The organism is Cellulosimicrobium sp. So1_17 (assembly GCF_055181235.1).
On record NZ_CM143702.1, the window covers coordinates 3,062,130 to 3,074,917 of the forward strand.

Below are 12,788 nucleotides of genomic sequence, written 5' to 3' on the forward strand. Positions count from 1 at the left end.
CCGTCGTCTCTCGGCGGCCCACGGACGGGTTCAGGCGTTCCGGCGCGCCTCGACGAGATGGCGGGTCGAGTGCGCGACGAACGGGGTGGTCGTGGGCCCGCCGTCGCGTGCCCCGGCCCGCATCCGGGCGTCGAGCTCCTCGAGGACGTCGCCGTACCGGTCGACGGAGAAGTCCGGCACCCACCACACGCACTTGCGCAGGAGCCACACGACGGCGCCGACGTCGTAGAGCTCCATCCGGCACCGCGCCGTGCGCAGGTCGACGACGTCGAGGCCGGCCGCGCGAGCCTGCTCGGCCTCGACGTGCGGGTCGCGACCCGCGCGGGCCTCGGGCTGCGGGCCGAGGAACTGCTCGATCAGCTCGAACGCGGAGGCCGGTCCGACGTGCTGCGCGAGGTACGCACCGCCCGGGCGCAGCACGCGGTGGATCTCCGACCACGCCGGGGCGACGGGATGGCGAGCCGTGACGAGGCTGAAGGACGCGTCGTCGACCGGGAGCGCGCCGTCGTCGGGCGTCACGACGCGGGCGCCCCAGGGTTCGAGGCGTTCGCGGGCGAGGGCGGCGTTCGGTACCCAGGTCTCCGTGGCGACCAGCGTGGCGGGTGTCGTCTCGCCGCGCGTGCCTGCGCCCGCCAGCGCCTCGGCCAGGACCTCGCCGCCCCCCGTGTCGAGGTCGAGCGCCGAGTCCGCCGCGGCGAGGCGATGGGACAGGAGGGAGACGAAACGCCACGGCGGGCGTTCCTCGGTCGCACGGCCGTCGAGCCAGCCGAACCCCCAGCCGGTGACGTCCGCGTCCAGGGCCTCGCTGATCAGCGCGTCGTAGGGTCGCACCCGCCCATTCTCGCGCGGCCGGACCGGGCCGCGCGTCGTCGGGCACGACGGCTCCGCGAGGCGCGACGGCGCGTCGGTGCGAGCGGAAAGCGCTTGCCGAACGAGTCCCCGACGTGGCAGGATCGGGCCCGTCGCACCGGCGGCACGCGGGTCGTGCACGCTGTAGGGGTGCGCACCGCACGCTCGAGGAGGAGAGGCGACGATGCCGACTGTCGCACTGGTCACTGGTGGGAACCGCGGGATCGGGCTGGGTATCAGCCGACGTCTGCTCACGGACGGGTTCGCGGTGTCGATCCTGGCGACGCGCGAGGAGCCCGCCGACGTGATCGCGGAGCTGCGCGAGCTCGCGGGGGACGACTCGCGCGTCCGGTACGTGCGGGGATCGGTCGCCGACCTGGACGACCACCGCCGGTACGTCGCGGACGCCGTCGACACGTGGGGCCGGCTCGACGTGCTGGTCAACAACGCGGGTGTCGCGCCGAGCGTGCGCGCAGACCTGCTGGACGCGACCGCCGAGTCGTTCGACCGCGTCCTCGGCATCAACCTGCGCGGGCCGTACTTCCTCACGCAGGAGTTCGCGCGCCGCGTGATCGAGCTGCGCGGACCGCTCGACGTGCTGCCGGAGCCGCCGGTCGGTCCGGTCGCGACGGTCGTCAACGTCTCGTCGATCTCGGCGACCACGGTCTCGACCAACCGGGGCGACTACTGCATCTCCAAGGCCGGCGTCGGCATGGCCACGCAGCTGTGGGCGGCACGCCTCGGCCCCGAGGGGGTCGTGGTGTACGAGGTGCGGCCGGGGGTCATCGCGACCGACATGACCGCGGGCGTCACCGCGAAGTACGACGGCCTCATCGAGCAGGGCCTCGCGCCGATCAACCGCTGGGGCCGCCCGGCCGACGTCGCGGGCGCCGTCTCGATCCTGGCGTCCGGCCAGACCCCGTACTCGACCGGCGAGGTGTTCCACGTCGACGGCGGCATGCACATCCCGGTCCTGTGAGGAGAGAACCCATGAGCCACGAGCCAGAGACGCTCCGCATCGGCGGGCACGACGTGCCCGTCGTGACCGCCACGACCGTCGTCGTCGGCACCGGGTCGGCCGGGTACTGCGCGGCGGACCGGCTCGTCCAGTTCGGGCACGACGACGTCGTCATGGTCGCGGACAAGGTGCACGCCGGGGCGTCGCGCAACGCGGGCTCCGACAAGCAGACCTACTACAAGCTCACGCTCTCGGGCGGCGACGACGACTCGGTGCGCGAGATGGCGCAGACGCTCTACTCGGGCGGCGCGATGGACGGCGACAACGCGCTCGCGGAGGCCGCCCTGTCGGCGCGCGGCTTCCTCCACCTGGTCGACCTGGGCGTGCCCTTCCCGCAGAACCGGTTCGGCGAGTTCATCGGGTACAAGACGGACCACGACCCGCGGCGCCGCGCGACGTCGGTCGGCCCGTACACGAGCCGGACGATGGTCGAGAAGCTCGAGCGGAAGGTCCAGGCCGACGGTACCCGGGTGTTCGACGAGTGCCGCGTCGTCGACGTCGTCACCGCACCTGACCCGCACGGCGGGCCCGGAGAGCGCCGGGTCGCGGGCCTGCTCGTGCTGCGGACCGACGTGCCCCACGACGGCGCCGCGAGCCCGTGGCTGCTGTTCCGCTGCACCAACCTCGTCTACGCGACGGGCGGACCCGCGGGCATGTACGCGACGCGCGTGTTCCCCAACGGGCAGTGGGGTGCGTCCGGTGCGGCCTACCGCGCCGGCGTGCACGGCAAGAACCTCACCGAGTGGCAGTTCGGGCTCGCGTCGACCAAGCCCCGGTGGAACGTGTCGGGGACGTACATGCAGGTCGTGCCGCGGTTCGTCTCGACCGACGCCGACGGCGGCGACGAGCGCGAGTTCCTCACCGAGGCGATCACGGACTACGGGCGGCTCCTGACGCTCGTGTTCCTCAAGGGTTACCAGTGGCCGTTCGACATCCGCAAGGCCCGCGACGGGTCGAGCCTGGTCGACCTGCTGGTGTACCGCGAGACGGTGCTGCGCGGGCGGCGCGTGTTCCTCGACTTCCGGCGCAACCCCGTGCGCGACGACTTCGACCCGACGGCGCTCGCCCCCGAGGCGTACCAGTACCTCGAGAAGGCAGGCGTGCTGTCCGGGACGCCGATCGAGCGGCTGCGGCGCATGAACGAGCCCGCGTACCAGTTCTACCTGGACAAGAACCCGTACGTGGACCTCGAGAAGGAGATGCTCGAGGTCGACGTGTGCGCGCAGCACAACAACGGCGGCCTCGTGGTCGACGCGTGGTGGCAGTCGAACGTCGCCGGGTTCTTCCCCGTCGGCGAGGCCGGCGGCGCCCACGGCGTGTACCGCCCGGGCGGCGCGGCGCTCAACAGCGGTCAGGTCGGCGCGACGCGCGCCGCGCAGTTCATCGCGGCGCGTCGTGACGAGAAGCCGTCCGACGAGGCCGCCTTCGCCGAGGTGGCGGCGCCGGTGCTCGCCGCCGCGCTGGACCTCACGGCCCGCGCGACGGGTCGCGTGGCCGCAGGCGTGCCGGACAACACGGGGGACCTGCTGCGCGACGTGCAGCGGCTCATGAGCGAGAAGGCCGGACCGGTGCGGTCGGAGGCGTCGATCCGCGAGGCGCTCGACCAGGTCCACGCGTGGCTGACCGGCTACGAGGACCTGGTCAGCGCCGACGCCGGGTCGCGGCGCGCCGTGAACCGGACGTTCCTCGTGCGCGACATCCTCACGAGCGCGTACGTCTACCTCTCGGCCATGGCCGACTACGTCGCCCACGGCGGGCGCTCGCGCGGGTCGGTCCTGTACACCGACGCCGACGGCGACCTGCCCCTCGTCGGGTACGGCGACGACGCGGAGCGCGAGCTCGACCTGCCCGACCTCTACCGCTTCCGGCTCGACGGCGGTGCGCTCGACGAGGAGGTCCAGGAGACCGCGTGGGTCGCGCCCGGCGGGACCGCGCCGGCCTCCGCGGACGGCGGCCCGTGGACCCCGGTGGTCCCGCGCGACGCCGCCGACGCCTCGGGCGTCCCGGTGTTCCGCTGGCGTCCCCGGCGCCCGCTCCCGGCGGACGACGACTTCTTCGAGAACGTCTGGCGCGAGTTCCGCGAGCACGGCAACGTGCAGTAGCGGTCGCGGCGGTCCGGCGGGGGCGTCGCGGTGGGCCACGAGCGGGCACGACGTCGCGCTCAGGCCCGCCGGAGCTCCGCGCGCCAGGTCCCGGGTCGGCCGGGGGAGCCGGGACCCGCGAGCTCCTCGATCGACACGGCCGACAGCCCGTCCTGGCCGAACGCCTCGATCTCCGCGCGGGTCAGCGGCCAGGGCGGGCCGTCCTCGTCGGCCGTCCCGGTGGCGGCCTGGACCACCAGCAGGGTCCCGCCCGGCGCCACCAGGGAGCGGACGCCGGCCGTCATGTCGTCCCGCACGCTGCGGCTCACCGCCTGCACGGTGTAGATCTCGACGACCAGGTCGAACGCACCGGCCCACTCGTGCGGCAGGTCGAGCAGGTTCCCGACCACGTACGTGACCGGTGAACCCGCACGGCGCTCGCGGGCCGCGGCGATCGCGGCGGGGGAGACGTCGAACCCCGTCGTGTCGTAGCCGAGCCGGGCGAGATGCTCGGCGTCGGCCCCGAGCCCGCACCCGACGACGACGGCCGTCCCGGTCGCGAGGCCGGGGGCAGGCGCACCGGTCCACGAGGCGAGCGCCGGGTGCGGGTCGTCCCGGTCCCACGGCGTCGTGACGTCGCCGGACCGGGCGGAGGACCAGAGCCGCTCGAACCAGCCGGTCGGGTCGGACGGGTCGGCGTGGCCGAGCCGATCGGCCTCGGACTGCCAGGGACGTGGCGCGCTCATGGCCTCGACGGTAGTGAGCGAGCGTTCGCACCACAATGCCGCCCGGCGACCTGCGCGCCGCTGGAGCTCCGGACGCTCCGCACGGTGCTGACGATCCACCGAACGGTGGATGCGCGGATCAACCCCGGCTCTGGCGCCACGGTCGATGTAGCGGGGTGCCGTGCCCCCGTAGCGTCGCGGCATGACCGCGTTGGACGTACGGAACCTGCACAAGCGCTACGGGGAGCACGTCGCCGTCGACGACGTCTCGTTCACCGTCGAGGAAGGGGAGATCTTCGGCATCATCGGGCCGAACGGCGCCGGGAAGACGACGACCGTCGAGAGCATCGCCGGCCTGCGGACGCCCGACTCAGGGTCGATCTCCGTGCTGGGGCTCGACCCGGTCACGGACCGGGCGGAGGTGCGTGAGCGACTCGGCGTGCAGCTGCAGGAGAGCAGCTTCCCCGACGCGATCACGGTCGCCGAGGCGCTCGACCTCTACAGCTCGTTCTACCGGCACCCCGCCGACTGGCGCGAGCTCATGGAGCTCCTCGGTCTCACCGAGAAGCGCCGCACGCGGTACAAGGCTCTCTCCGGCGGGCAGAAGCAGCGGCTCTCGATCGCGCTCGCCCTGGTCGGAAACCCGGAGGTCGCGATCCTCGACGAGCTCACGACGGGACTGGACCCGCAGGCGAGGCGGGACACCTGGAGCCTCGTCGAACGGGTGCGTGACACGGGCGTCACGATCCTCCTCGTCACGCACTTCATGGACGAGGCGGAGCGTCTCAGCGACCGGATCGCCGTGATCGACGGTGGCCGGGTCGCCGCGGTGGACACGCCGGCAGGACTGATCGCGCGGTCGAGCGCGGTGCAGCAGATCCGGTTCCGCCCGAGCCGGCCGCTGGACGAGAGCGTCCTCACCGGGCTCCCCGAGGTGTCCGACGTCGAGATCGTCGAGGGGCGCTGGCTGGTCACCGGTACGGGACAGCTCCTGAGCAGCGTCGCAGGGGCGCTCGCGAGGGCGCAGGTCGTCGCGGAGGACCTCCGCGTCGACCAGCGCACCCTCGACGACGCGTTCGTGGCCTTCACGGGACGCGCCCTGGAGTCCCCGGCATCCACCGAGAGGAAGATCGACTGATGTCCGCCTCCACCACCTACGGTCTCGGATCGCGTCCTCGCCTGAAGATGGTCGCGGTCGAGACGAAGCTCTTCCTCCGAGACTCCGCCACGGTCCTCTTCGGCGTGCTGTTCCCGGCGGGGCTCCTGCTCGGGCTGGGTGCCGTCCCGGCGCTCAGGGAGCCGACGCCGGAGACCGGCGGGCTCCGGGCGATCGACGTCTGGGCGCCGACCGCGCTGGTGTTCGGGATGGTGATGATCGCCGTGCAGCACGTCCCGGCGGTGATCGCGACGTATCGCGAGCGCGCCGTCCTGCGCAGGCTGTCGACCACTCCTGCGTCTCCACGGAGCGTCCTGCTCGCGCAGATGGTCGTCGCGTTCGCCTCGGTGGTCGTCTCCGCGACGCTCCTGGTCCTCGTCGCGTGGGCGGTGCTGGACATCGCGCCGCCCGAGCGGCCCCTGGAGTTCGTCGTCGCCTTCGTCGTCGGCTACGCCGCACTGCTCGGGATCGGCATGATCTCCGCGGCCGTGGTCCGCACGAGCAGCGCCGCGAACCAGGTCGGCACCGTCCTGTTCGTCGCGCTGATGTTCTTCGGCGGGGCCTTCCTGCCCCGTGTCCTCATGCCGGACGCGCTGCGCGCGGTCGGCGAGCTCGTACCGCCCGGGCTGCAGGCGCTCACCACGGCGTGGTCCGCCGAGGCGGGCGAGGTCACCGCCACCGCCGGTGGGCAGCCGTTCTGGCTGCAGATCGCCATAATGGCGGGGATCGCCGTGAGCGCGAGCGCGATCGCCGCGAAGCTCTTCCGCTGGGAGTAGGTGTCGATGATGCGGGATGCCGGGGCCGACGAGCGCCCGGGCTCCGGGACGCTCGAGCCCGCCCTCGAGCACGAGGCGGCGACGGCTCACCGCTCCCGGTTGGCCTGGAGGCAGGAGCAGCTGCGCGTCTGGGATCTTCTGCAGCTGGTCACACCGTGGCTGCTGCTGACCGTCTCGACGGCGATCTACTTCGCACGGGTGCTCCCGGCGTCCGGTGCACCCTTCTGGCCGGAGGGGGCCACCGTCGCCGGGCTGGTCGCGGTCTCGGCGACGTGGGTGCTGTTCGGCCAGACGCTGCCCCTCAGGAGACGGGCGCTCCGGCCGGTGCCGGCGGGCGTCTACCTCGTCGGGCTGCTCGCACTGTGCGTCGCCCTCATGACGTACTCCGACGCGTTCCTCGTCCTCACCGTCGCGGGCTTCTTCCAGGCGTACCTGCTCAGGCCGTGGCCGGTGGGGGTGCTCGGGGTCCTGGTGACCTCCGTGGTCCTCAACGGCTCGGCGATGCGCGTCGGGGAGGACCCGAGCCCCGACGTGCTCGCGGAGTTCCTCCTGATCGTCGCCGTGCAGACCGCGGCGATCGGCGTGGGCATCCTGCTGACGGCGCGCAGCGAACCGGAGGAGCGCAGGCGCGAGCAGCTCGTCGAGCGGCTCGAGGCGGCTCTGCACGAGAACGCCGGGCTCCATGCGCAGCTGGTCGCCCAGGCCCGGGAGTCGGGGGCGCAGGACGAGCGGCAGCGGCTGGCTGGCGAGATCCACGACACCCTGGCCCAGGGTCTTGCGGGCATCATCACGCAGCTCCAGGCCGCGGAGCGTTCCGCGAGCGTGCAGGGGGAGACGGAGGAGCACGTCGCGCGTGCGCTGCGCCTCGCGCGCAGCAGCCTGACCGAGGCGCGACGGTCCGTGCAGGCCCTCGCTCCCCAGGAGCTCGGGAGAGCGCATCTCCCGGACGCGCTCCGTACGCTGGCCGAGCGATGGTCGGAGGACCAGGGGATCGGCGCGCGGGTGGAGGTCACCGGCACCCGCGAGCCATTGAGCCCGGCGATCGAGGTGTCGCTGTTCCGCGTCGCGCAGGAGTCGCTGACCAACGTGGCGAAGCACGCCGAGGCCTCGCGCGTCGGTGTCACGCTGTCGTACACGGGCACGGAGGTGCTGCTGGACGTGCGCGACGACGGCCGCGGGTTCGCGAGCGGGGGCGGCACCGGCTTCGGCCTGACGAGCATGCGCCAGCGCATCAGAGGCGTCGGCGGCCACGTCGAGGTGCAGAGCGCACCGGGCGAAGGGACGTCCGTGAGCGCGCGCGTCCCGGCGATCGCCCCAGGGGGCACGAGAGCAGAGGAGATCGACCGATGATCCGACTCGTGATCGTCGACGACCACCCGGTCGTGAGGGGCGGCCTCCGCGACACCTTCGCGGACGCCGAGGACATCGTCGTGGTCGGCGAGGCGGGTGACGGCGCCGAGGGCGTCGACCGTGCGAAGGCGCTGGCGGCGGACGTCGTGCTCATGGACCTGCGGATGCCCGGCATGGACGGCGTCGCCGCGACCGCGGACCTGCGCGAGCAGGCGCCGGACGCCCGGGTGCTGATCCTGACCACGTTCGACAGCGAGAGCGACGTGCTGCCGGCGATCGAGGCGGGTGCGACCGGCTATCTCCTGAAGGATGCGCTGCCCGACGACCTGATGCGAGCAGTCCGTGCCGCCGCGCGCGGAGAGCCGGTGCTCGCGCCGTCGGTGACGCAGCACCTGATGGGGCAGGTGCGGAAGCCCGGCGCCGGCACCCTGACCGATCGGGAGAAGGAGGTGCTGCAGCTGGTCGCCAACGGCAGCTCGAACCGTGAGGCCGCCACGGCGCTGTTCATCGGCGAGGCGAGCATCAAGACCCATCTGCAGCACATCTACGACAAGCTCGGCGTGCGTGATCGAGCCTCGGCGGTGGGCGAGGGCTACCGCCGTCGTCTGCTCCGGTGACGCCTGCGCGAGCGCGCACCGGGAGACCGTGAAAGAGGCCACGGAGCGACACCGGGAGGCACTACCCTTCGAAGCGCGCCGCACGGCGCACTCTGCCGTGCCAGCCGCAGAACCCACCGGGACGAAGGAACGAAGCCGTGAGCCAGCCCCCGTACCAGCCGTACCAGGGCGGCGACGCCCCTCAGCCTCCGCAGGGCTCCTCGCCGCACGGTCAGGAGCAGCCCGCCTACGGCCAGCCCGCGCAGCCCGCCTACGGCCAGCCCGCGCAGCCCGCCTACGGCCAGCCGGTCCAGCCTGGCTACGGGCAGGCAGCGCATCCGGCCTACGGGCAGATGGCGCCCCAGGCACCTCCCGTGGCTCCGGCCCCGGCGCCCGGTCAGCCGTACGGTGCCTACCCCGCGCAGGGCCAGCCGTACGGGTCGCCCTACGGCGGTCCCGGCGGCTACGCCCCCTACACCGCCCCCGCCGGCCCTCAGCCCCTGACCTGGCGCACGATCCTCGCGTACGTCTTCAGCCCGATCGCGGTGATCTTCCTGCCCATCGTGTTCGGGGTGCTCGCGATCGTGTTCTCCGCGCTCGCGGTCAAGCGGAACGAGAAGACGGCGAAGATCGCCCTCGGCGTGGCGATCGGCTGCACGGCGCTCGGCTTCGTCCTCGGCGCGGTCACGGCCGTGCAGACGATGCAGCAGCTGGGCTGACCCGCGCGGCGGGCAGGTCGTCGGGTGCGCGGCACGGTCGGGTGGGTCGCCTACCGCCCGACCATGCGCATCCCGGCGTCGTCGTAGCGGTCGCCCTGCACGCCCACCTCGCGGGCCAGCGCGTCGAGCGACGCGAGCTCGTCCGCGGTCAGCGGCACGGTCGCGGCGGCGGCGTTCTCCGCGACCCGCTCGAGGCGGCGCGTGCCGGGGATGGGGACGATCCACGGCTGCTGGGCGAGGAGCCAGGCGAGCGCGACCTGCCCGGGCGTGGCGCCCTTCGCCTCGGCGAGGGTGCGCACCTCGTCGACCACGCGCTGGTTCGCGGCCCGGTTGTCCTCGGTGAAGCGGGGGATCGTGCGGCGGATGTCGCCCTCGGCGAACGTCGTGGAGGGGGAGACCGTGCCGGTGAGGAAGCCCTTGCCGAGAGGGCTGAACGGGACGAACCCGATGCCGAGCTCGGCGAGCGTCGGCAGGACCTCGGTCTCGGGGTCGCGGGTCCACAGCGAGTACTCGCTCTGCACCGCGGTCACGGGGAAGACGGCGTGCGCCCGCCGGATGGTCGAGGCGCCGGCCTCCGAAAGGCCGAAGTGGGCGACCTTGCCCTCCTGGACGAGCTCGCCGACGGCGCCCGCCACGTCCTCGATCGGGACGTCGGGGTCGACGCGGTGCTGGTAGAACAGGTCGATCCGGTCGGTGCGCAGGCGCTGCAGGGACGCCTCGGCCACCCGGCGGATCTGCTCGGGGCGGCTGTCCAGCCCGGCCATCGCGCCGTCCTGGATGTTCCAGCCGAACTTGGTGGCGACGACGACCTGGTCGCGCAGCGGGGCGAGCGCCTCGCCGATGAGCTCTTCGTTGACGTACGGGCCGTAGACCTCGGCGGTGTCGAAGAACGTGACACCGCGGTCGACGGCGCCGCGCAGGACGGCGATCATGTCCTCGCGCGTCCCGGGGTTGGGGCCGTAGGACATGGACATGCCCATGGCGCCGAGTCCGATCGCCGAGACCTGCAGTCCTTGGCCGAGCGTGCGGGTGTGCATCGTGGGTCTCTCCTCGGGTCGTGCCGGATTCGTGGTGGGGGAAGGCGCCCGTCCCGGGTCACCAGTCGTGCACGGTCCCGTCGGCGAGGCGGTTGACGGGCAGGTACGCCGGCGCGTAGGGGTGCGCGGCGGCCAGCTCCTCGTCGAGCTCGACGCCGATGCCCGGGGCCTCGCCCGGGTGGAGGTGGCCGTCGTCGAACGTAAACGCGTGCCGGAAGACCTCGTGCGTCCGGTCCGTGTACCCGGAGTACTCCTGGATGCCGAAGTTGTGGATCGCGAGGTCGAGGTGGATCGCGGCGGCCATGCCGACGGGCGAGATGTCCTCCGGGCCGTGGATCGCGCTCTTGATCTGGTGCAGCGCGGCGTAGTCGAAGAGCTTGCGCAGCGGCGTGACGCCGCCGAAGTGGGTCACGGCCGACCGGACGTAGTCGACGAGCTGCTCGTCGACGAGCGTCTGGTAGTCGTGCACGGTGTTGAAGACCTCGCCGATGGCGAGGGGCGTCGTCGTGTGCTGACGGACCAGCCGCAGGCCCTGCTGGTTCTCCGCGGGGGTGCAGTCCTCGAGCCAGAAGAGGTCGTACTGCTCGATCTCCTTGCCGAGGCGCGCGGCCTGCTGCGGCGTGAGCCGGTGGTGCGCGTCGTGGAGCAGCGGCAGCTCGGGGCCGAACTCGTTCCGCACGGCCTCCAGGACGCGCGGCAGGTGCCGCAGGTAGCCCGCCGTGTCCCAGTCCTCGACGACGGGGCGCACCCGCTGGTCGAGCCGGGCGCCGTCGGCCTCCGCGGCGATCGCCGCGCCGTCGTGCACGCCGTAGACGACCTTCAGGCCGGGGACGCCGGTCTGCACGCGCACGGCCTGGTAGCCCTCGGCGAGCCGTGCGCGGACCGAGTCGAGGAGCTCGGGGACGTCGCGCCCGTTGGCGTGGCCGTAGGTGCGGACCCGCTCGCGCGACGCGCCGCCGAGCAGCTGGTACAGCGGGAGCCCGGCGACCTTGGCCTTGATGTCCCACAGCGCGACGTCGACGGCGGCGATCGCGGCCATCGTCACCGGGCCGCGGCGCCAGTAGGCCCCGCGGTAGAGCGACTGCCAGGTGTCCTCGATGCGGTGCGGGTCGAGCCCGACGAGGAGCGGGGCCACGTGGTCGCGCAGGTAGGAGACGACGGCGAGCTCGCGGCCGTTGAGCGTCGCGTCGCCCAGACCGGTGATGCCCTCGTCCGTCGTGAGCTTCAGGGTGACGAAGTTCCGACCGGGGCTGGTGACGACGACCTGCGCGTCGACGATCCTCATGGCTGCTCGATTCTGGGGAGGTACAGGACGTGCGGGTGCCGGGCGGCGCGCGTCCGGTGCGACCGGTTCGCCGGCACGGCCAGGACGACCGTAGCAACGGGGCGGACGACGCCCCGCGCGTTCCTGTCGCCGTCGGTCCCCGTGCGATGCTCCTGTCACCCCGCCACCGTCCCCACCGGAGGAGTCCCGCGTGACCGCCGACCTGCCGTACGCCGAGCTGCACCTGCACGTCGAGGGCACGCTGGAGCCCGAGCTTGTCATGGCCCTGGCGCGACGCAACGGCGTCGCCCTGCCCTACCGGGACACCGACGAGCTGCGCCGCGCGTACGCGTTCGGCGACCTCCAGTCGTTCCTCGACCTGTACTACGCGACCATGTCGGTCCTGCGCGAGCCGCAGGACTTCGCCGACATGACGCGCGCCTATCTCGAGCGGGCGGCCCGGGCCGGTGTCCGGCACGCCGAGATCATGTTCGACCCGCAGGCCCACGTGTCCCGCGGTGTGCCGCTCGAGACGGTCGTGGACGGCATCTGGTCGGTCCTCAGGACCAGCGAGCGCGACCACGGGGTGACGACCCTCCTCGTCGCGGCCTTCCTGCGGGACCGGGACGAGGACGAGGCGCTCGACGTGCTCGACCGGCTGCTCGCGGCCGGTGCGCCGATCGTCGGCATCGGTCTCGACTCGGCGGAGGTGGGGCACCCGCCGTCGAAGTTCGCCCGGCTGTTCGAGCGCGCCCGGTCCGCAGGGCTGCGACGCATCGCGCACGCGGGGGAGGAGGGGCCGCCCGAGTACGTCGCGGAGGCGCTCGACGTGCTGGGCGCGGAACGGATCGACCACGGGATCCGGTGCCTCGAGGACGACGCGCTCGTGGCGCGCCTCGTCGCCGAGCAGACGCCGCTGACCGTCTGCCCGCTGTCGAACGTCGCGCTGCGTGCGGTCCCGTCCCTGGAGGAGCACCCGGTCCTCGTGATGCTCGAGCGGGGGCTCAACGTGTCCGTGCACTCCGACGACCCCGCGTACTTCGGCGGCTACCTCGACGACACGCTCCACGCGCTGGAGGGCGCGCTCGGGTTGACGTCGGAGCAGCGCGTGGCGCTCGCGGAGAACTCCGTCCGGTCGTCGTTCCTGCCGCCGGAGCGGCGCGACGCCCTGCTCGCCGAGATCCGCGCCGCGTCGCGCTGACCGGCCTGGCCCGCCC

Annotated in this window: 12 protein-coding genes; 8 read left to right on the top strand and 4 right to left on the bottom strand. The window is 73.1% G+C overall.

Annotated elements, in window-relative coordinates:
* Window positions 1-30: 30 nt before the first annotated feature.
* Complete coding sequence (locus tag ACZCLJ_RS13465; RefSeq protein ID WP_463104066.1) at window positions 31-831, bottom strand: methyltransferase domain-containing protein; 801 nt, start codon at window positions 829-831, stop codon at window positions 31-33.
* 202 nt (window positions 832-1,033) lie between these two features.
* On the opposite strand from ACZCLJ_RS13465, the gene ACZCLJ_RS13470 reads away from it, so the two are divergent.
* Together ACZCLJ_RS13470 and ACZCLJ_RS13475 are read left to right on the top strand one after the other, a co-directional pair.
* Window positions 1,034-1,828 (top strand): 3-ketoacyl-ACP reductase, encoded by a 795-nt coding sequence (locus ACZCLJ_RS13470; RefSeq protein ID WP_463104067.1) that lies wholly within the window; start codon window positions 1,034-1,036, stop codon window positions 1,826-1,828.
* Between the two features lie 11 nt (window positions 1,829-1,839).
* Window positions 1,840-3,969: an FAD-binding protein gene (locus tag ACZCLJ_RS13475; protein ID WP_463104068.1), complete on the top strand. Its 2,130-nt coding sequence runs from the start codon at window positions 1,840-1,842 to the stop codon at window positions 3,967-3,969.
* 59 nt (window positions 3,970-4,028) lie between these two features.
* On the opposite strand, the gene ACZCLJ_RS13480 is transcribed toward ACZCLJ_RS13475, so the two are convergent.
* Window positions 4,029-4,694: a class I SAM-dependent methyltransferase gene (locus ACZCLJ_RS13480; RefSeq protein ID WP_463104069.1), complete on the bottom strand. Its 666-nt coding sequence runs from the start codon at window positions 4,692-4,694 to the stop codon at window positions 4,029-4,031.
* A 181-nt stretch (window positions 4,695-4,875) separates the two neighbouring features.
* Here ACZCLJ_RS13480 and ACZCLJ_RS13485 point away from each other — a divergent pair, with 181 nt between their 5' ends.
* The 5 genes from ACZCLJ_RS13485 to ACZCLJ_RS13505 all read left to right on the top strand — a co-directional run bounded on the left by ACZCLJ_RS13485 (window position 4,876) and on the right by ACZCLJ_RS13505 (window position 9,270).
* Window positions 4,876-5,811, top strand: a complete 936-nt coding sequence (locus ACZCLJ_RS13485) for an ABC transporter ATP-binding protein (RefSeq protein ID WP_463104070.1) — start codon at window positions 4,876-4,878, stop codon at window positions 5,809-5,811.
* Entirely contained in the window at window positions 5,811-6,605 is a 795-nt protein-coding gene (locus ACZCLJ_RS13490) for an ABC transporter permease (RefSeq protein ID WP_463104071.1), read from the top strand. The genes ACZCLJ_RS13485 and ACZCLJ_RS13490 overlap by 1 nt, the downstream gene beginning before the upstream one ends.
* Window positions 6,606-6,611: 6 nt before the next feature.
* On the top strand, window positions 6,612-7,955 hold the full coding sequence (locus tag ACZCLJ_RS13495) for a sensor histidine kinase (RefSeq protein ID WP_463104072.1): 1,344 nt from the start codon (window positions 6,612-6,614) through the stop codon (window positions 7,953-7,955).
* The gene (locus ACZCLJ_RS13500; RefSeq protein ID WP_251152915.1) at window positions 7,952-8,572 is read left to right on the top strand and encodes a response regulator; all 621 of its coding nucleotides are present in this window, start codon (window positions 7,952-7,954) and stop codon (window positions 8,570-8,572) included. Before ACZCLJ_RS13495 ends, ACZCLJ_RS13500 begins: the two co-directional genes overlap by 4 nt.
* 137 nt (window positions 8,573-8,709) lie before the next feature.
* Window positions 8,710-9,270 carry a hypothetical protein gene (locus ACZCLJ_RS13505; RefSeq protein WP_463104073.1) on the top strand — a complete coding sequence of 187 codons (561 nt, stop codon included), beginning with the start codon at window positions 8,710-8,712 and terminating at the stop codon, window positions 9,268-9,270.
* 50 nt (window positions 9,271-9,320) lie between these two features.
* On the opposite strand, the gene ACZCLJ_RS13510 is transcribed toward ACZCLJ_RS13505, so the two are convergent.
* Window positions 9,321-10,307 (bottom strand): aldo/keto reductase, encoded by a 987-nt coding sequence (locus ACZCLJ_RS13510; RefSeq protein ID WP_463104074.1) that lies wholly within the window; start codon window positions 10,305-10,307, stop codon window positions 9,321-9,323.
* Between the two features lie 58 nt (window positions 10,308-10,365).
* The gene (gene manD, locus ACZCLJ_RS13515) at window positions 10,366-11,592 is read right to left on the bottom strand and encodes a D-mannonate dehydratase ManD (RefSeq protein ID WP_463104075.1); all 1,227 of its coding nucleotides are present in this window, start codon (window positions 11,590-11,592) and stop codon (window positions 10,366-10,368) included.
* A gap of 190 nt (window positions 11,593-11,782) precedes the next feature.
* Here manD and ACZCLJ_RS13520 point away from each other — a divergent pair, with 190 nt between their 5' ends.
* A complete protein-coding gene (locus ACZCLJ_RS13520) occupies window positions 11,783-12,772 on the top strand; it encodes an adenosine deaminase (protein ID WP_463104076.1) in 990 nt (329 codons plus the stop codon).
* Window positions 12,773-12,788 lie beyond the last annotated feature (16 nt).